Origin of the sequence: Streptomyces sp. 71268 (assembly GCF_029392895.1) — a bacterium.
GTDB lineage: Bacteria > Actinomycetota > Actinomycetes > Streptomycetales > Streptomycetaceae > Streptomyces.
The window spans coordinates 7,806,265-7,824,836 of record NZ_CP114200.1 but is presented as its reverse complement, the minus strand read 5'-3'; the positions used below and the strand labels follow the sequence as shown (position 1 = coordinate 7,824,836).

Sequence of the window (18,572 nt, the reverse complement as noted above, 5' to 3'; positions counted from 1 at the left end):
CCCGGTGACGAACAGCACTGTCACTGAGCGGCGGGCGGGGCCCGGGCAGCGGCCCGCTGTGGCGCGCCGGCTGCCGCGCACCCTGCACCCGGTGGCCTGGTGGGTGTGGGCACTGGCCCTGGCCACCGCGGTCAGCAGGACGAACAACCCCCTGCTGCTCTTCCTCGTCCTTGCCGTCCTCGGCTACGTGATCAGCATGCGCCGCACCGAGGCGCCCTGGGCCCGAGGCTTCAAGTACTACCTGTACCTGGCGTTGACCGTGGTGGCGATCCGCGTACTCTTCCGCGCGGTCTTCGCCACCGGCATCACTCCGCACGATCACTTCCTCTTCTCCCTCCCGCGCATCCCCACCCCCGACTGGTACGCGGGCATCGAGATCGGCGGTCCGGTCTCCCTGGAGGCGGTGCTCTCCTCGGCCGTGGACGGCCTGCGGCTGGCCTGCATGCTGTGCTGCATCGGCGCCGCGAACACCCTGGCCAACCCCAAACGGGCGCTGCGTGTGCTTCCGGGCGCGCTCTACGAGCTGGGAGTCGCGGTCACCGTCTCCATCAGCGTGGCTCCACAACTCGTCCAAAGTGTGCAACGCGTGCACCGAGCGCGCCGGTTGCGCGCCGGCCGTACCAAGGGACTCCGTGCGCTGCGCGGCATCGTGGTACCCGTCCTGGAGGACGCCTTGGAGCGCTCGCTGCGGCTGGCGGCTGCCATGGACTCCCGTGGCTACGGCCGCGCCGGGCGCGCCACTGCCGCCTCCCGTCGACTGACCGGCGCCCTGCTGCTGCTCGGCATGTGCGGCCTGTGCGCCGGAGCCTACGGGCTGCTGGACGCCACCACTCCCGCGTTCCTGGGAATGCCGGCGCTGGCGGTGGGCGCCGTGCTGTGCGTGGCCGGGCTACGGCTGGGCGGCCGGCGCATCACCCGTACCGCCTATCGGCCGGACCCGTGGCGGCTGGCGGAGTGGGCGGTAACGGGCTGCGGGGTGTTCTCGTGCGTCCTGCTCTTCACCAACGCGGGCTTCGACGCGGCCGAACTCAACCCGTCGCTCTACCCGTTGAGCTGGCCCACCCTCCCCGCCGTGCCGGCCATCGCGATCCTGCTGGCCGGAGCGGCCGGGTTCCTGGCACCTCCGCCACCATCCACTACTGCCCCACCAGTCACACCCGCCGCACCGCGCGAACCCGTGCGGCAATCTCGGAAGGCCGCCGCGCAGTGATCACCTTCGACCACGTCAGCGTGGCGTATGACGAGGCGCCCCAGCCCGTGCTGAGCGACATCCACCTGACCATCGACGAGGGCGAGCTGTGCCTGGTCGTCGGTCACACCGGTGTGGGCAAGTCCACTCTGCTCGGCACCGTCAACGGCCTCGTGCCCCACTTCACCGGCGGCACCCTGTACGGCAGCGTGACCGTGGACGGCCGCGACACCGCGACCCACCCGCCCCGGGAGTTGGCCGACGTGGTGGGAGTAGTCGGCCAGGACCCGATCGACGGGTTCGTCACCGATACGGTCGAGGAAGAACTCGCGTACGCGATGGAGCAGTTGGCCATCCCGCCGGAGACCATGCGCAAACGTGTCGAGGAGACCCTCGACCTGCTGGGCCTGGCGGACTTGCGCCATCGGGCGCTGCACGAACTCTCCGGTGGCCAGCAGCAGCGCGTGGCGATCGGCTCCGTCCTCACCGCACACCCACGTGTCCTGGTCCTGGACGAGCCGACCTCGGCCCTCGACCCCACGGCCGCCGAGGAGGTGCTCGCGGCGATCACCCGACTCGTCCACGACCTGGGCGTCACCGTGCTCCTGGCAGAGCACCGACTGGAGCGGGTGGTGCAGTACGCGGACCGCGTTCTGCACCTGCCGGGCGACGGCCGCGTGGTGTCGGGACCGCCCGCCGAGGTCTTCCGGACCACTTCGATCGCGCCCCCGGTGGTGGAGTTGGGGCGCCGCGCGCAGTGGGCTCCGCTGCCCCTCTCGGTACGCGACGCGCGCCGCGCGGCTCGCCCACTGCGCGACCGCCTCGCCCGCCTCCCCGTACCCGCCGCACGGCCCCCTCGACCGCTGGCGGACCCGCGTGAGCTGCTGCAGGCCCACGCGGTCAGCGTGCACTACCGAGGCCAGCCGCTACCTGCGGTACGCGAGGCCGGACTACGGCTACGCGGCGGCGAGACCACGGCACTAATGGGCCGCAACGGCTCCGGCAAGTCCTCGCTGCTGTGGGCGCTGCAAGGCTCGGGACCACGCTCCCAGGGCTCCGTACGCGTGGCGCCCTGGAACCTTCCAGCCACAGCCGTGGGCCCGGCCCACGACCCCGCGGCGGTCTCGGCCGCCAGCGCCCGCCGCCTGGTCGGCCTCGTCCCCCAGACCCCCACGGACCTCCTCTACCTGGAGAGTGTGCGGCAGGAGCTCGACCAGGCCGACGCCGAGTCGACCCCGCGCGCCGGCTTCTCGGCCCGCGAGATCCTGGACCGCCTCGCCCCCGGCATCGACGACCACACCCATCCGCGCGATCTCTCCGAAGGCCAGAAGCTGGCCCTGGTGCTGGCCATCCAACTCTCAGCCGCACCCGGCGTCGTCCTGCTCGACGAGCCCACCCGGGGCCTGGACTACCGGGCCAAGGCCCGGCTGACCGAGGTGCTGGACGCCCTGGCCGCCGAGGGACGAGCGGTGGTGGTCTCCACACACGACGTCGAGTTCGTGGCCCGCACCGCGGACCGCGTCCTGGTGATGGCCGAGGGTGAGATCGTCGCAGACGGTCCGGCGGCTGAGGTCGTCGTGGCCTCACCGGTGTTCGCCCCGCAGGTGGCCAAGGTCCTCGCGCCGCTGCCGTACCTGACCGTGGAGCAGACGGCCCTGGCCCTGGACGAGACCGAACCCACCCCCGCCACCGAGGGGAGCGGCACTCGATGATCCGCCGCGGGCGAGCGCGCGTCACCGCTCCGAGCCCAGGAACCGGCAACGCCACCGCCATCCGCATTACCCCACGTGCCGGCCTCGTCATCGCGATGGCCGCGTTCTTGGGTGTCGTGGCGTTCTTCTGGCCGTTCGTGGTCGCCCCGGGCACCTTCGGATCGACCTACGCCCCACTGCTGATCTTCGGTGTGCTGCTCATCCTCGTGCTGTGCGTGGTCATATCGGAGATCGCCGAGGGCGGCATCAACTCCAAGGCGCTGGCCATGCTGGGCGTGCTGTCCGCCGTGAACGCGGCGATCCGTCCCCTGGGCGCGGGCACCGCCGGCATCGAGACGGTCTTCTTCATCCTGGTCCTGGCCGGCCGCGTCTACGGTCCCGGCTTCGGCTTCACCCTCGGGTGTACGTCACTGTTCGCCTCCGCCCTGATCACTGGCGGGGTCGGCCCATGGATGCCCTACCAGATGTTCGGCTGCGCCTTCGTCGGCCTGCTCGCCGGACTACTCCCGCGAGCCACCGGTCGGCGCGAGGTACTGCTGCTGGCCACCTACGGCGCCTGCTCCGGCTACCTCTTCGGATTCCTGCTCAACCTCTCCTTCTGGCCCTTCTCACTCGACCCGAACAGCTCCATCGCCTACCTGCCCGGCCTGCCCTTCACCGAACAGTGGCAGCGCTACGTCGCCTTCGACATCGCCACCTCGCTGGGCTGGGACACCGGGCGGGCCATCACCAACTTCGTCTGCATCACCCTCGCCGGCCCGGCCGTCCTCACGGTCTTCCGACGCGCCGCGCGCAAGGCCCGCTTCCAGGCACCGGTCGCCTTCGCGACCCGGCGACCCACCGACACGGGCGAGAAGCCAGTCGACACGTAACCAGCCCTTCCCCACCGGGGCCCGGGCAGCACTCCATGCCCACCACCCCAACCCTTCTCACCGAAAGGCTCACTGATGGACCTCACCCTGCTGCGCCGTGCGGCCCTGCCCGCCGCCGCTCTCGCGCTCGCACTCCAAGCCACCCCGGCCTTCGCGGCCTGTCCCCCGCCCGGCCCCAACGCACCCGTCTCCGTGTCCGTCACGGTCCAGGGGCCCGACACCACGCTCTACCAGGGGACGATAAGAACCAAGGGCCACGATGTCACCACGGCCACCGGGGGCACCCACAGATGTGACGGCACCAACGCAGGCAAGAACCCGGCCCCGGTACCCACACCCACCGCAGCCCTCGACGACGCCGCACGTAAGGCGCAGTTCGTCTGGGATGGCACGTGGTACGCCTCCTTCGACGACTTCTCGGTAGACACGATCAAGAACGTCACCGGTGGCTCGTCGGCGTACTGGAACATCTCCGTCAACGGCACCTCGATCCCCGTCGGCGGCTGCCAATTCGCCCTCAAGGCGGGCGACAAGGTCGCCTTCACCTGGACGGCACTTTAGGCAACCCGCGGTTGGCTCGCTGTGTCACGGCACAGCGAGCCAACCGCCCAACTGCCCCCTGGGGCGGGTGGCCGGGACGCCAGAAGCTACGCGAGGCCGGGCATGTCGTGACGCTGCCATCACCGCCTCAGCCGGTCACGAGGCGTCGACTCCCTCAGTGACGGTCCGGTACTTCACGCTTCGACCACTCCGCCAACTCTTCTGCCAGTTCCAGGCCACACGAGGGCCGAGAAGGGATAGGCCATGGCTGTTCTCATCGCCGGCGGAGCCGGTTACATCGGAAGCACCGTCGCTTCGGCGTGCCTGGACGCGGGGGTTACCCCAGTGATCCTCGACAGCCTTGTCACGGGCCGCAGGGAGTTCACCGATGGCCGGATCTTCCACGAGGGCGACATTTCAGATGGGGCCGTGGTCGACAGGGTCTTCGCCGAGCACCCGGACATCTCCGCTGTGGTGCACTGCGCGGGGCTGATCGTGGTGCCGGAGTCCGTGGCGGACCCGATCGGCTACTACGAGGCGAACGTCGGCAAGAGCCTGGACTTCGTCCGCCACCTCCATCGCAACGGCTGCGACCGGCTCATCTTCAGCAGCTCGGCCTCCATCTATCAGGTCGAGGACGGCTCCCCCGTCACCGAGGACTCACCGCTGGCGCCGCAGAGCCCCTACGCGCGAACCAAGGCCGTGTGCGAGGAGATGTTCGCCGACATCGCCGCCGCCGGGAAGATGCGGGTCCTGTCGCTGCGGTACTTCAACCCGGTCGGCTCCGACCCCCTCCTGCGGACCGGTCTCCAACTCAAGCGACCCAGCCATGCGCTGGGCAAACTCATCCAGGCACACCAAGAAGGCACGGCGTTCCCGGTCACCGGCGTGGACTACCCGACCCGCGATGGAACGGGCATCCGCGACTACGTGCACGTCTGGGACCTCGCCGCAGCCCACATCGCGGCGGTCGAGCGGTTCGACTCCATCCTCACCGCATCGCAGCCGTCGGACGTGATCAACCTGGGCACCGGCGCCGGCACCACCGTCCGCGAGCTGTGCACCGCGTTCAACAATGTCGTGAGCACCCCCGTCGCAACGATCGACACCGACCCTCGCCCTGGCGACGTAGCCGGCGGGTACACCACGAGCGATCGGGCCCAACGCCTGCTGGAGTGGACACCGAAGCTGTCTCTGGAGGAGGGGATCCAATCCGCCCTCGACTGGATGACGGTACGCGACAAGGTACTCGAAGGTTGATACGCCCCTCTTCCTCTGCCCAGGTAAGGCCATGACCGCGATCGGGCTCCAAGGGCAGCAATGGGCGCAAGCCCAACGGGTTGGACGCGCCGTCACGGAGCGCCGTTTCCCTCCCCGTACGGGACGCAGGTAGAAGACGAGGGCCGTGTACAGAGGCGGCGTTCGCAGACGCGGTCTCCGAACCGATGTGCGTCAGAGAACGCGAGTGGCCCCGGAACAGTTCCGGGGCCACTCGCGCTCCGCGTGGTTCAGCGATGCCGGAACGTGGGGGGCCGCTTGTCGGCGAAGGCGGCCATGCCCTCCTTCTGATCGGCGGTGGCGAACACCGCGTGGAAGAGCCGGCGTTCGAAGCGGACACCCTCGGCGAGCGTGGTCTCGAAGGCCCGACCAACAGCCTCCTTCGCCATCATGGCCACGGGCAGTGACATACCCGCGACCGTTTCGGCGACCGACAGTGCCTCCTCGACCAGTTCGCCGGCGGGCACGATCCGTGAGACCAATCCGGCCCGTTCGGCCTCGGTGGCGTCCATGGTGCGCCCCGTCAGGCACAGCTCCATGGCTTTGGCCTTACCCACCGCGCGGGTCAGTCGTTGGGAGCCACCGATGCCGGGAATCACCCCGAGCTTGATCTCCGGTTGGCCGAAGACCGCGGTATCGGCGGCGAGCAGGATGTCGCAGAGCATGGCCAACTCGCAGCCGCCGCCGAGGGCGTATCCGTGGACGGCCGCCACTGTCGGGGTCCGCAACTGTCCGAGCCGGTCCCATGCGGCGAACCAGTCGCTGAGGTACATGTCCAAGTACCCCTGCGGGTGCATCTCCTTGATGTCAGCGCCGGCCGCGAACGCCTTCGTTGAGCCGGTGATGACGATGCAGCCGCAGTCCGGGTCGCGGTCGAGGGCCTCGGTGGCGGCGACCACTTCGTTCATTACCTGGAGGTTCAGCGCGTTGAGGGCCTTCGGCCGGTTGAGAGTGAGCAGGGCGGTACGGCCCTTCCGCTCGACCAGGATGGTCTCGTACTCACCCGCGGGATCGATGGTCACGCTCGCTCTCCACTCTGCTTCCTGACGGTGCGCACAATGCCGGAGAAGTCCTCGGAGTCACCGACACGTTCGGCGTAGGCCGCGTACAACTCGGCCGCTCGGACGCCGAGGTCCACCCGCACGCCACCCTCGCGGACGGCGTTGGCGGCCAGGCCGAGGTCCTTGGCCATCAAGGAGGCGGCGAAGCCTGGACGATAATCGCGGTTGGCGGGGCTGGTGGGCACCGGACCAGGCACGGGGCAGTTGACGCTGAGGGCCCAACACTGGCCGGATGCTGTGGAGACCACGTCGTACAGCGCTTGGTGGGACAGGCCGAGGCTCTCGCCCAGGACGAAAGCCTCGCTCACGGCGATCATGGAGACGCCAAGGATCATGTTGTTGCAGATCTTCGCGGCCTGGCCGGCGCCCGGCCCGCCGCAGTGGACGGCCTTGTCGCCCATGGCCTCCAGCAGGGGGCGTGCGTCGGCGAACTCGTCCTCGCCCCCACCCACCATAAAGGTCAACGTGGCGGCCTCGGCTCCCACCACGCCACCTGACACGGGCGCGTCCAGAGCACGCACGCCGGCGGCGAGGGCTTGCTGATGAGCCACGCGCGCGTCCGCTACGTCGATGGTGGAGCAGTCGACGAAGAGGGTTCCAGGGCGGGCGGTCGCCAGGGTTTCCTCATAGAGGCCGCGGACGTGGCGCCCGGTGGGCAACATGCTGATGACCACGTCGGCGACCTTGACGGCCTCGGTCACGGACACGGCGGGCTCCACGCCGGCACGGCCGGCAGCCTCCACGACCGCCGGCACCAGGTCGTAACCGAGCACACGGTGTCCGGCTCTGGCCAGGTTGGCGGCCATCGGGCCACCCATGTGCCCGAGTCCGACGAACGCGATGGTCCGGCTCACCAGGCCACCTCCTCGGTGGTGTGGGATGTGGCGAGGCCGAGTTCGCGCTCGCCGAGGGAGACGAAGAAGCGCTCGACATCCGCCGCGGTGACCTCGGCGAGGCTCGCCGGCGACCACGTGGGGTCGCGGTCCTTGTCGATGACCTGGGCGCGGATGCCTTCGACAAGATCAGGACTGTGCAGGCAGGCGCAGGAGACGCGGTACTCCTGGTCGAGGACCCGCTCCAGCGGGCCGAGCCGACGGGCGCGACGCAGAGCCGCCAGTGTGACCTTGAGCGCGGTCGGGGACTTGGTGAGCAGGGTCTCCGCGGTCTCCTTGGCCTCCGGGGTGTCTTGGGCGAGGAGCCGCTGGAGGATCTCTTCGACGGTGTCCGCGGAGAAGCACTGGTCGATCCAGCCTCGTCGGCCGACCAGTTCCCCGGGGGGCGCGTCCCGGACATGGCGTTCGAGAGCCTCGCGCACCGGCAGATGGGCGAGATCGTCAATGAAGGCACGGAGCGACGCCGAGGGCATGTAGTGGTCGGCGAGGCCGCACAGCAGGGCGTCGGCGGCGGCGATCGGTGCACCCGTCAGGGCGAGGTGAGTACCCAGTTCTCCGGCAGGCAGGGCGAGCAGGTAGGTGCCGCCGACGTCGGGGACGAAACCGATGCCGGTCTCGGGCATGGCGATCCTGGACCGCTCAGTGACGATACGGACACTGCCGTGCGCCGAGACGCCGACACCGCCTCCCATCACGATGCCGTCCATCACAGCGACGTAGGGCTTGGGGTAGCGAGCGATCCGGGCGTTGAGCCGGTACTCGTCGCGCCAGAAGGCAGCCGAGGCGGTGCCGTCGCCGTTCCGCACGTCGTCGTGAATAGCCCGGATGTCACCACCGGCACACAGACCGCGATCCCCTTCGCCACTGATGACGACGAGCTTGACGGCCGGATCGCGCTCCCAGTCCGTGAGTGCCTCGTCGATGCGGAGCACCATCTCGTGGGTGAGGGAGTTCAGGGCCTTGGGTCGGTTGAGGACGATGTGAGCGGAGTGGCCACTCGTCAGGAACTGGACGTCGCTCATCGGAACGCCTCTGTCAGTCCGCGGGCCACAATGACGCGCATGATCTCGTTGGTTCCTTCCAGGATCTGGTGGACACGCAGGTCACGAACGATCTTCTCGACGCCGTACTCGCTCAGGTAGCCGTAGCCGCCATGGAGCTGCAGCGCACGGTCGGCGACCGAGTAACCCGTGTCGGTGGCGAACCGCTTCGCCATCGCGCACAGGTACGGTGCCTGCGCATCGCCTCGGTCGAGTGCTTGCGCGGCCTGCTGGACCAGGGCACGGGCGGCGGCGAGTTCCGTCGCCATGTCGGCCAACCGGAACCGCAGGGCCTGAGCGTCGAGGAGGCGCCCGCCGAACGCCTCTCGGTCGGCGAGATGGGTCAGGCTGCGGTCGAGGGCATTGCGGGCGCCGCCCAGGGAACAGGCGGCAATGCCGAGGCGACCACCGTTGAGGCCGTTCATGGCGATGCGAAAGCCCTCGCCCTCGCGGCCGAGGAGCCGGTCGGCGGGCAGCCTGACATCGTTCAGGACCACCTGGCGCGTCGGCTGGGCGTTCCAACCCATCTTGCGCTCGTCGGGTCCGAAGTCCAGACCCGGGTCGTCCTTGTCGACGACGAACGCGGAGATGCCGTCGGCGCCCTCACCACCGGTACGGGCCATTACGACGTACAGCTGGGAGGACCCGGCACCGGAGATGAACTGCTTGACGCCGGTGAGCACCCAGTCGTCACCGTCTCGTACCGCGCGGCTGGTCAGGGCCGCGGCGTCCGAACCGGCTCCCGGCTCGGTCAGGCAGTAGCTGGCGAGGTCGTCCATGGAGCACAGGCGTGGCAGCCATCGCTCACGCTGGGCGTCGTCGCCGTAGTGGTCGACCATCCAGGCGACCATGTTGTGGATGGACAGGTATCCCGCGATGGACGGGCAGCCGGAGGCGAGGGTCTCGAACACGAGGACGCCATCGGCACGGGTGAGGGCCGAACCGCCGGCTTCTTCCCGGACGTAGACGCCGCCGAGACCGAGCCCGGCCGCCTTGCGCAGCACGTCGACGGGGAAGTGCTTGTCACGGTCCCAGTCCAGCGCGTGCGGCGCGAGGTGGTCTTGGGCGAAGTCGAGCGTGGTCTCCACGAGGGACCGCTGGACCTCGGTGAGCAGAGTGCTGGTCATGATCGCTCAGCCCATCGTGGGGATCGTGAAGCTGGCGCCTTCCCTCAGGCCGGCGGGCCAGCGCGAGGTCACCGTCTTCGTGCGGGTGTAGAAGCGGATCGAGTCCGGGCCGTGCTGGTTCAGGTCGCCGAAGCCGGAACGCTTCCAGCCGCCGAAGGTGTGGTAGGCGACCGGCACCGGGATGGGCACGTTGATGCCGACCATGCCCGTGTTCACGCGCCGCGTGAAGTCGCGCGCGGTGTCACCGTCCCGAGTGAAGAGCGCCACACCGTTGCCGTAGAGGTGTTCGCTGGGCAGGCGCAACGCCTCTTCGTAATCGGCGGCGCGCACGACGCACAGCACCGGGCCGAAGATCTCCTCCTGGTAGACACGCATGGAAGGGGTCACCCGGTCAAGGAGAGAGGCCCCGGTGAAGAAGCCCTCCTCATGGCCTTCCATAACGAAGCCCCGCCCGTCCACGACGAGTTCGGCTCCTTCTTCGACGCCCAGCTCAACGTAGGAACGGACCCGCTCGACGGCGTCACGGCTGACCAGCGGGCCGAAGTCGGCTTCGGGATCGTCGCTGCGGCCGATCCGCAGCGTGCCGATGCGCTCCTTCATACGGGCCACCAGCGCTTCAGCGGTGTCCTCGCCTACCGGGACAGCGACGGAGACGGCCATGCACCGCTCACCGGCCGAGCCGTATCCGGCTCCGAGCAGTGCATCCACCGCTTGGTCCAGGTCGGCGTCCGGCATCACGATCATGTGGTTCTTGGCACCGCCGAAACACTGCGCGCGCTTGCCGTGAGCTGCGGCGGTGGCGTAGACGTGGGCGGCGACCGGGGTGGAGCCGACGAAGCCGAGTGCTGCCACCCGGGGGTCGGTGAGAAGGGTGTCGACCGTCTCCCGGGCGCCGTTGAGGACGTTGAGGACGCCGGGTGGCAGCCCGGCCTCCAGAAACAGTTCGGCGATCCGTAGGGGAACGGACGGATCGCGCTCCGACGGCTTGAGGATGAAGGCGTTGCCGCAGGCCAGGGCAGGGGCGGCCTTCCACAGAGGAATCATGGCCGGGAAGTTGAACGGGGTGATGCCGGCCACCACACCGAGCGGAGAACGGAGCGAGTGGACGTCGATGCCGGTGCCGGCGTTGTCGGTGAACTCGCCCTTGAGCAGGTGCGGGATACCCGCCGCGAACTCGACGACGTCCAGACCGCGTCGGATGTCACCGTGCGCGTCGGCGACCGTCTTGCCGTGCTCTGCGGACAGCAGCCGGGCCAGCGCGTCCTTCTCCTGCTCGGCGAGTTGAAGGAAGCGCAGAAGGACCCGGGCGCGGCGCTGGGGGTTCCATTCGCCCCACTGGCGTTGGGCTTCGACGGAGTTGGCGATGACCGCCTCCGTCTCGGTACGGCTCGCGAGGGGGACCAGAGCCTGGACCTCGCCTGTGTTGGGGTCGTACACATCACCGAAAGACCCCGAGGTTCCCGGGGTGTGCCTGCCGTTGACGAAGTGCGTCAACTCGCGCACGGGGGCGCGTTCGTGCTCGCGGACCATGACTGCCTGCTCTCGTCAGGAGGATCCGGGGATGGCGCGTCCCCCCTGCGTACGGACGTGGATGCCGTACGGGTGCAGGGGGTGCGAGATCACATATGGCCGAAGCCCCGTCAGACGGCGGGCCCACTCGGGTCGTGGAGACAAACCGGTGCCATGCGTGTCAGCTCCATCCTCGTGGACAACACGGAACATCCCGCGGCCGGTATCCTGACTCCCGGATCAGCGCGCGCCATCCGCCTTCCCGACATCCAGCTCGTCAGTGGCGTTACCTGTCGACGGCGTACTCCCCGGTCACAGTGGCGGGACCGTGCCGGATTCACACCGGCTTCCCTGCACCGCGGGCCTTGTGGTCCCGACTATATAGTTGGACGTCCTAGTAAATCCACTACTCCAAGCCGGCCCCCCGAAGTTGCCCGGTCATCGGTGTTCGGGATCGGCCGCCCGGTGTTTGACGGAGCCGGGGCACGGGCCCGAGCCTGGCGCGCGGCCCGCCGAAGGGCCGTCAGCACCGCCAACCCGGCTGGCATGACCCACACACGTGGTTGGCGGCTACCCGAGCGGTGTCCCCGTCCAGGGACGAGGCGATGTCCATGGCAGTGCGGCACTGGCACTGCTCGGACTCGGACAGAACGGCCAGAAGGAGAGACCGAGCCGGAAGTCGAAGAAGTCGCCGGACATGGCCCATCGACGGTCGGCACGAGCGCCTCACACCGGCCCGCCCTACCGGGGTGCGTCATCGTGCCTCCTTCACACCCCTCTCGCACCGCCAGCGAGAACCGCATCGGGCGATATCAGACCTGTTTCAGAGGGGCGGGAGCTTCGCCATCCAGGTGTCGAACAAGTCCAGGTCGTACCGTTCACGCCGACCAACCCAGTGAGATACATCCGGCCATTCCCAGGCCACGCGACCAGGGTCGACGGAATTCAGCGTGGCATACCATTCACGCAGCGGTTCAGCCAGCCGTACGTGCACCTCGAAATTGCGGCGCCGCCGGGAGATATCCCGCTTCCGCTGCTCCCGCAGAACGTCCTCGGGTAGCGTCACACAGGCGATCAGGTCCGCGACGCCTAGGGTCTTCCTGGTGATGGCCGACCGAGTGAGCTCCAACTGGCGCGTGAATTCATCGGCGGTGGCGGACAAGCCGGCACGCGCCAGGGTCCAGGATAAATGGAGCTTCAGAGGGTCGGTGTCGCAGACAGCGCGCCCTTGGTCATTTTCACGATCGAGCGCCCTGGCCCAGCGCTCCTCACTGCGCCTAGTCCAGAAACGGCTCACCCCGTCGATATCCGCAACGTCAGGCGGGCGTACGTGACCCGGTTTCTCGCCGACAATTTGAGCAGACGGAAAAGTGGCCACATAGTGGCTCTTGCCTACAGCAGTAGGGCCTTCAGCGACGATAATCACTCGCCGATTTTCTCACGGCGCGCGCTTTGACTTAACAGCACTGATCGCCTGCGCAGCCCGTTGAGGACGACCGCTCGGACGCTGTCGCCGCACGGCTGAGGCCGAGCGTGACGCACCGCGGAGCACGCGTACTGCTCGAGTTCGGCGGCAACGGGCTCGCCGGAGGGTCGCACGTGCCGCAGGCCGACGTTGGGCCCCGGGAATCCATGTGAAGCGATCGACACGCCCCTTTTACCGTCGGCTTGGGGGAACGTAGGATCACCTGGTCATCGCCGCGACGGGAGACGGGAAGCCGGTGCGAATCCGGCGCGGTCCCGCCACTGTGACCGTGGAGCGTCCCTGCAACACGCCACCGCGCACCGCGCGGGAAGGCGAAGGGGACGCCAACCCCGGGAGCCAGGACACCGGCCTGTCGCGGGCCCACCCCGAGGAGCGCGGACTCCAGGAGGCACCACGTGTCCCAGTTGTACCCCTATGCCCGCACGCGCGGGTTCCTTCGTGTCACGGCCGCTGCCGTGGCTCTGACATCAGTGCTGCTGACTACGGGATGCGGTTCGTCCGGCGAAAGTGGTGCGGACGCGAGGGCCACCACAGCCGCGCCTTCGGGCTTCCCGGTCACCGTCGACAACTGTGGCATGGAGACGACATACGACAAGCCGCCGTCGCGAGTGGTCACCATCCACCAGCACCCGGCGGAACTCATGCTCGCCCTCGGCCTCAAAGACCGCATGGTCGGCACCGCGTTTCCCGACTCCGCCGTCCTGCCCGAGTTGAAGAAAGAATACGAGGCGATTCCGGAACTAGCGAAGAAAGAGCCGTCGTTCGAGAGAATTTTGGACGCTGAGCCCGACTTCGTCTACGGCGGATACGGCAGCGCCTTCGCGGAGAACGAGGGTCGTTCCCGCAAGGCGTTCGCCGACGCTGGCATCGACACTTACCTCAACCGCGAGTACTGCGGCAAGAAACAGGTGACGATGAAGGACACCTACGACGAGATCCGGGCCATCGGTACGATCTTCGGCGTCCCGGGCCGGGCCGACAAGCTGGTCACGGACCTGAAGAGCCGCGTCAGCAAGGCCGGTGCCGAGGTTGAGGGCGAACCCAAGGTATCCGTCTTCGTCTACGACAGCGGCGACAAGAGCGCCTTCACCGCCGGTGGCAAAAGCTTGGGCACCGACTTGATCCGCCTGGCCGGCGGCGAGAACGCCTTCGCCGACCTGGACGACGTCTTTGGTGACGTCTCGTGGGAGCAGGTTGTCGAGCGCAAGCCGGAGGTCATCGCTATCTACGACTACGCCGGCGCCGGAAGCGTCGAGGAGAAAAAGAAGTTCCTGGTCTCCCAGCCCGCGCTCGCCGACGTACCGGCCATCAAGAACAGGCGGTTCGTCGTCCTGCCATTGACCGCCACACTGGTCGGCATCCGCTCGGCCTACGCGGTCGGCGACCTGGCCCGCGGACTACACCCCGAGAGCTTCCGGTGACCCAGGCCGCTCCTGGTACGTCCGACGAGCGGCCTGTCCCACGGCGGAAGGCCACTGGTGCAGCAACAGGACGTACGCGGCTGGCTGTCACGCTGCTGATACTCGCCGCTCTGCTCGTCGTCTCCGGTACGGCGGGCCTCGCGATCGGCTCTGTGCATATACCGCCGAGCCAGGTGTGGGGCATCGTGACGCACGCACTGGGCGCCGACTGGCAGCAGACGGACTGGACAAGGGCCCGGGAGATCATCGTGGTGGACGTACGAGCACCACGGGTGCTGCTCGGCGCGGTCACCGGCGCCGGCCTCGCGGTGATCGGCACCGCTCTGCAGGCCCTGGTACGCAATCCGCTCGCCGAGCCGTACCTGCTCGGCGTCTCCTCCGGGGCGTCGCTCGGCGCTGTCTCGGTGATCGTGTTCGGAGTCACCCTCTTCGGACCGGCCTCCCTCTCGGTGGCCGCCTTCGTAGGCGCCCTGGGCGCGCTCCTGCTCGTGTACGCCACCGCCCGCACCGGTGGTCGCATCACCTCGTCGCGGCTAGTGCTGTCCGGAGTAGCGATCGGGGCGGTACTGACCGCCGTGCTCGACCTGCTGCTGCTCACCACCGACCGAGGCAACGAGGCCCGCGCGGTCCTCGCCTGGACCCTCGGCGGTCTCGGCGGCGTCAACTGGGACACCCTGTGGTTGCCGAGCATGGCCTTGCTGCTCGGCGTCGGCGTCCTCATGGTGCAGGCCCGCAACCTCAACCTGTTGCTGGCCGGCGAGGAGGCGGCAACGACGATGGGGCTGGATGTAGCCCGCTTCCGCGCCCGGCTGTTCGTCCTGCTTTCCCTCGTCACGGGGGTGCTGGTCGCGGCGGCCGGCCCGATAGGCTTCGTCGGCCTGATGATGCCTCACATCGTGCGTCTGTTCGTTGGCGGCGACCACCGCCGGGTCCTGCCGACGGCGGCACTCGGCGGAGCAATCTTTCTCATCTGGGCCGATATCGCCGCCCGGACGGTCGCCGCGCCGACGGAGATACCCGTCGGCGTGCTCACGGCCCTGTGCGGCGGGCCCTTCTTCCTGTGGCTGATGCGCCGGGACGCCCGGCGCGGCACCGGCCGAGGAGTGGCATGACCGCGACCGAACTGAGCGTCGACGGCGTCACGCTGACCGCCGGAGCCCGCCACCTCGTGCGCGACGTCTCGCTGACTGCCCGTCCGGGCGAGACCATCGGTCTCGTGGGCCCCAACGGCAGCGGCAAGTCCAGCCTTCTACGCACCGTTTACCGCGTCCTGCGACCAGACACCGGCCAGGTCCGGGTCGACGGAGGCGACGCCTGGTCAGTGCCAGTGCGACAACTGGCTCGCACCGTGGCGGCCGTGGTGCAGGATTCGGCCGCCGACTTCGATCTGGCAGTCCGCGAGGTCGTCGCCATGGGCCGCACCCCGCACAAACGGCTGCTCGCCGGTGACACCCCCGAGGACGCGGCCCTCATCGACTCCGCGCTCCTCGCGGTCGATGCCGCCCACCTGGCTGACCACCCCTTCGACCGTCTCTCCGGCGGCGAGCGCCAACGCGTCCTCATCGCGCGCGCCCTCGCTCAGCAGCCCACCCTCCTCGTCCTGGACGAACCCACCAACCACCTCGACATCCGCCACCAACTGTCCGTGTTGGGCGCACTGCGCCGTCTTCCCGCGACCGTGCTGCTCGCCCTGCACGACCTCAACCTGGCCGCCTACTACTGCGATCGCCTCTACGTCCTGCACGCTGGCGAAGTCACCGTTTCCGGAGCGCCCGCCGACATCCTCACCCCGCGCCTCCTGGCCGAGGTGTACGGAGTGACGGCGGAAGTCACCACCCATCCGCGCACGGGCACCCCGCAGATCATCTTTCTCCCCGACGAGCCACCTGACTGAAACGGTCTGACGGGGGCCTCGACTCCCCGAAGTCGCCGCGCACGCCCTGCAGAATTGCACTTACATTGTGGGCGGATTCCACAACGCTCGGCTCGGGGTCACGATGGGCGGCTTGATCAACACCCTCGAACGCACCATGAGTAGCTAATGTCACGGCTCGTCGTGTCCACCCTCGCACGAGCATGGGCTAGGAGCTCCATCAAGCGCACTCTACGCACTCCAAACCGACCTTTGCGCGCACATCCGGGCATGCGTGACGTCGCATTCGAACCACGCCCTTCTCAGCGCGTTCGACTCCCTCCGTATAGAATACCCGCCTCACTATCTCGCTTCTCTTAATGTACTGACCACGGACGGGGGGCGATGGTGGCCGAGCTGTTGTTGTTCCGACAGAGCTCCACTGGTCGGGATATCGAGCTCCGGGGCTCGACGGTGGCGTTGGAAGTGGATCTGCAGCGGCGGGTCGAGGCGGGGCTGGAGGCGATGCTCGGCGTGCGGTTCCTGGCGTCGGAGTACCCGACCGGCCCGTGGCACAGGGGCCGGATCGACACCCTCGGGCTGGATGAGAACGGCAGCCCGGTAGTAATCGAGTTCAAGAAAGGGTCCGACAGCGGGATGCTGTCGCAGGCCGTCTCCTACCTGTCCTGGCTGGAGTCGGCGCACCACGAGTTCGAAGCGCTCGTGCGGAAGGTGCTGGGTGCGGAGGCTGCCGAGTCGATCGACTGGCGCCGTCCGCGGATGATCTGCATCGCGGCCAGCTTCTCCCACCACGACCGTGTGGCCGTGCAGCGGCTGCCCGAGCGGATCGACCTGGTGCGCTACCGGATCTTCGAGGGCGGTCTGCTCAGCCTGTTGCTGGTCGACTCCTCGCCCGGTGCCTCGGCCGCTGCTTCGTCTCGACGAAGTCGGCGGCGGGAGACGGCGGTCGACGTCGCGGTGACGGCCCCGATGGCTCCTTCGTCGGTGAGTGCCGGCCTCGTACCGGAGTGCCTGCGGGACCTGTACGCGGAGGTAGACGAGGCGCTCACGGCGTGGGGCGAGGTCGAGGTAGCGCCGCTGCGCCACTACATCGCCTACCGGCGGCTGGTGAACGTGGCATCAGTGATCTTCCGTCCGAAGCGCGAGGCGATCCTGGTCTATCTCAGACTCGACCCGGAGACGGTGGAGCCGGTGGAAGGTTTCACCCGGGACATGCGCGGCATCGGGCACCTCGGGACCGGAGACCTGGAGGTGCGCCTCACCTCGGCCGCCGACCTGGAGAAGGCGGCACCGTTGATCCGGCGGGCGTTCGAGGCGGTTTGACACCAACAGAAGGGCGGCTGGCGCATCGGCTACTCGATGCGCCAGCCGCCCTTTGGCCGTCTGCGATCCGCCTGCATGGGGCTCCCCTTTCTCGTGATCACTACTCCGGTCCGGCCAGGACGAGGTCGTCCTGCGTCAGCTCCGCGCGGAGCCGCTGCTCTGCCACGTCGGCGTAGTGCGAGGACAGCTCGACCCCCACGAACCGGCGTCCCTCGCGGAGGGCAGCCACCCCTGTGGTGCCGCTGCCGGTGAAGGGGTCGAGGACGATTCCGCCTTCGGGGCAGATCTGGACGAGCTGCCGCATGATCTCGACGGGCTTCTGGGTAATGTGCACGCGGTCCTTGCGTGGTTGGGAGGCGATGAAGTGGCCGGGCAGGTAGAGGTCGCGGTCCTTGGCCAGGCTGCCCTTGACGCCCCAGGTGATGAACTCGGCTGACTGCTTGAACCCGCCCTTGCGGGGACGACTGGCGGGCTTGACCCACGGGATGGTGCCGGTCCAGGTCCAGCCGGCCATCTGGAGAGCGTCGGAGGTGGTCGGCTCCTGGCGCCAGTCGGAGAAGACAACGGCGACCGCGTGCTCGGTGGAGGCCCGGTACGCCTCGGTGAGCAGGGTGGTCAGCCAGCTTCGGTAGCTGCGTTGGTCGCGGTTCTCGCCGGGGAAGTTGCGCAGGTCGTGTGCGCTGTCGCCGCTGACGTACTTGGCTCGCGCAGTGCGGCTGGTGCGTTCAGAGCTGGTGCGTCCGCCGGAGTTGTACGGCGGGTCGGTGATGACGGCGTTGACGCTCTCGTCCGGGAGGGTCTTAAGCACGGTGAGGGCGTCGCCTCGGTGCAGCGTGTAGCTCATGTGCTGGCCTCGTTTCGGGTGCGGCTGGTCCCGCTGTCGTCAGTGCGTGGCGGCGCTGGTTGGGAGCGGGGTTGCGCCGGAGGTTAGCTGCGAAGTCCGGCCATGCCCAACGAGCTGTGTAACTGCCCGAGGGCCGTTTGGCGCGGCCGGAATCCAGATCTACTGTCTCGCCACGTCACCGGGCCAGAACAATGCTCAGCCTCAGCTGACCTGCACTTATCCGTACCGTCTCGTCAGCCGAGCAGTCGTGAGGGGAACCGATGTACCTCCTGAGATTACGAGCGCGGCTGGCTGCCGCGCATGACCTGAGACCGGCGTCCGGGAGCTACCAACTCCCCTGACCCTGGGGCCTGCCCGTAGGGGCGGGTGCACTGCGGCGCGGTGCCGGCGGCTTCGCACGAGAA

16 protein-coding genes and 2 riboswitches are annotated in these 18,572 nt (G+C 68.6%); of the genes, 9 read left to right on the top strand and 7 right to left on the bottom strand.

All coding sequences use genetic code 11. From position 1 onward, the window contains the following. The first annotated feature begins 4 nt into the window (after window positions 1-4). The 5 genes from OYE22_RS31180 (at window position 5) to galE (ending at window position 5,573) form a co-directional block, all read left to right on the top strand. Window positions 5-1,210 carry an energy-coupling factor transporter transmembrane component T gene (locus OYE22_RS31180; protein WP_277323532.1) on the top strand — a complete coding sequence of 402 codons (1,206 nt, stop codon included), beginning with the start codon at window positions 5-7 and terminating at the stop codon, window positions 1,208-1,210. Then, window positions 1,207-2,901, top strand: a complete 1,695-nt coding sequence (locus OYE22_RS31175) for an ABC transporter ATP-binding protein (protein ID WP_277323531.1) — start codon at window positions 1,207-1,209, stop codon at window positions 2,899-2,901. Before OYE22_RS31180 ends, OYE22_RS31175 begins: the two co-directional genes overlap by 4 nt. Before the next feature lie 95 nt (window positions 2,902-2,996). Further along, a complete protein-coding gene (locus tag OYE22_RS31170; protein WP_277323529.1) occupies window positions 2,997-3,773 on the top strand; it encodes an ECF transporter S component in 777 nt (258 codons plus the stop codon). Window positions 3,774-3,848: 75 nt separating this feature from the next. After that, a complete protein-coding gene (locus tag OYE22_RS31165) occupies window positions 3,849-4,334 on the top strand; it encodes a DUF4430 domain-containing protein (RefSeq protein ID WP_277323528.1) in 486 nt (161 codons plus the stop codon). Window positions 4,335-4,577: 243 nt separating this feature from the next. Beyond that, the gene (gene galE, locus OYE22_RS31160) at window positions 4,578-5,573 is read left to right on the top strand and encodes a UDP-glucose 4-epimerase GalE (RefSeq protein WP_277323527.1); all 996 of its coding nucleotides are present in this window, start codon (window positions 4,578-4,580) and stop codon (window positions 5,571-5,573) included. 248 nt (window positions 5,574-5,821) lie between these two features. On the opposite strand, the gene OYE22_RS31155 is transcribed toward galE, so the two are convergent. The 6 genes from OYE22_RS31155 to OYE22_RS31130 all read right to left on the bottom strand — a co-directional run bounded on the left by OYE22_RS31155 (window position 5,822) and on the right by OYE22_RS31130 (window position 12,647). Beyond that, on the bottom strand, window positions 5,822-6,613 hold the full coding sequence (locus tag OYE22_RS31155) for an enoyl-CoA hydratase (protein ID WP_277323526.1): 792 nt from the start codon (window positions 6,611-6,613) through the stop codon (window positions 5,822-5,824). Next, window positions 6,610-7,506, bottom strand: coding sequence for a 3-hydroxyisobutyrate dehydrogenase (mmsB, locus tag OYE22_RS31150; RefSeq protein ID WP_277323525.1), 897 nt, complete (start codon window positions 7,504-7,506; stop codon window positions 6,610-6,612). The genes OYE22_RS31155 and mmsB overlap by 4 nt, the downstream gene beginning before the upstream one ends. Then, window positions 7,503-8,567, bottom strand: coding sequence for an enoyl-CoA hydratase/isomerase family protein (locus OYE22_RS31145; RefSeq protein ID WP_277323524.1), 1,065 nt, complete (start codon window positions 8,565-8,567; stop codon window positions 7,503-7,505). Before OYE22_RS31145 ends, mmsB begins: the two co-directional genes overlap by 4 nt. After that, a complete protein-coding gene (locus tag OYE22_RS31140; protein ID WP_277323523.1) occupies window positions 8,564-9,712 on the bottom strand; it encodes an acyl-CoA dehydrogenase family protein in 1,149 nt (382 codons plus the stop codon). Before OYE22_RS31140 ends, OYE22_RS31145 begins: the two co-directional genes overlap by 4 nt. Window positions 9,713-9,718: 6 nt before the next feature. Continuing rightward, window positions 9,719-11,242 carry a CoA-acylating methylmalonate-semialdehyde dehydrogenase gene (locus OYE22_RS31135; RefSeq protein ID WP_277323522.1) on the bottom strand — a complete coding sequence of 508 codons (1,524 nt, stop codon included), beginning with the start codon at window positions 11,240-11,242 and terminating at the stop codon, window positions 9,719-9,721. A 179-nt stretch (window positions 11,243-11,421) separates the two neighbouring features. Next, a riboswitch (cobalamin riboswitch) is annotated at window positions 11,422-11,604 on the bottom strand. Window positions 11,605-12,044: 440 nt separating this feature from the next. Then, window positions 12,045-12,647 carry a hypothetical protein gene (locus tag OYE22_RS31130; protein ID WP_277323521.1) on the bottom strand — a complete coding sequence of 201 codons (603 nt, stop codon included), beginning with the start codon at window positions 12,645-12,647 and terminating at the stop codon, window positions 12,045-12,047. Between the two features lie 229 nt (window positions 12,648-12,876). Further along, a riboswitch (cobalamin riboswitch) is annotated at window positions 12,877-13,075 on the top strand. Window positions 13,076-13,111: 36 nt separating this feature from the next. Between OYE22_RS31130 and OYE22_RS31125 the strand changes: the two genes are divergently transcribed. The 4 genes from OYE22_RS31125 to OYE22_RS31110 all read left to right on the top strand — a co-directional run bounded on the left by OYE22_RS31125 (window position 13,112) and on the right by OYE22_RS31110 (window position 17,324). Continuing rightward, window positions 13,112-14,128 carry an ABC transporter substrate-binding protein gene (locus OYE22_RS31125; RefSeq protein ID WP_277324409.1) on the top strand — a complete coding sequence of 339 codons (1,017 nt, stop codon included), beginning with the start codon at window positions 13,112-13,114 and terminating at the stop codon, window positions 14,126-14,128. Continuing rightward, window positions 14,125-15,240 (top strand): iron ABC transporter permease, encoded by a 1,116-nt coding sequence (locus tag OYE22_RS31120; protein ID WP_277323520.1) that lies wholly within the window; start codon window positions 14,125-14,127, stop codon window positions 15,238-15,240. Before OYE22_RS31125 ends, OYE22_RS31120 begins: the two co-directional genes overlap by 4 nt. Then, window positions 15,237-16,022, top strand: a complete 786-nt coding sequence (locus OYE22_RS31115) for an ABC transporter ATP-binding protein (protein WP_277323519.1) — start codon at window positions 15,237-15,239, stop codon at window positions 16,020-16,022. Before OYE22_RS31120 ends, OYE22_RS31115 begins: the two co-directional genes overlap by 4 nt. A gap of 366 nt (window positions 16,023-16,388) precedes the next feature. After that, complete coding sequence (locus tag OYE22_RS31110) at window positions 16,389-17,324, top strand: DUF5655 domain-containing protein (RefSeq protein ID WP_348652285.1); 936 nt, start codon at window positions 16,389-16,391, stop codon at window positions 17,322-17,324. A 100-nt stretch (window positions 17,325-17,424) separates the two neighbouring features. Here the strand turns inward: OYE22_RS31110 and OYE22_RS31105 are convergent, their stop codons facing one another. Then, window positions 17,425-18,168 carry a site-specific DNA-methyltransferase gene (locus OYE22_RS31105; protein ID WP_277323517.1) on the bottom strand — a complete coding sequence of 248 codons (744 nt, stop codon included), beginning with the start codon at window positions 18,166-18,168 and terminating at the stop codon, window positions 17,425-17,427. Window positions 18,169-18,572: the final 404 nt, after the last annotated feature.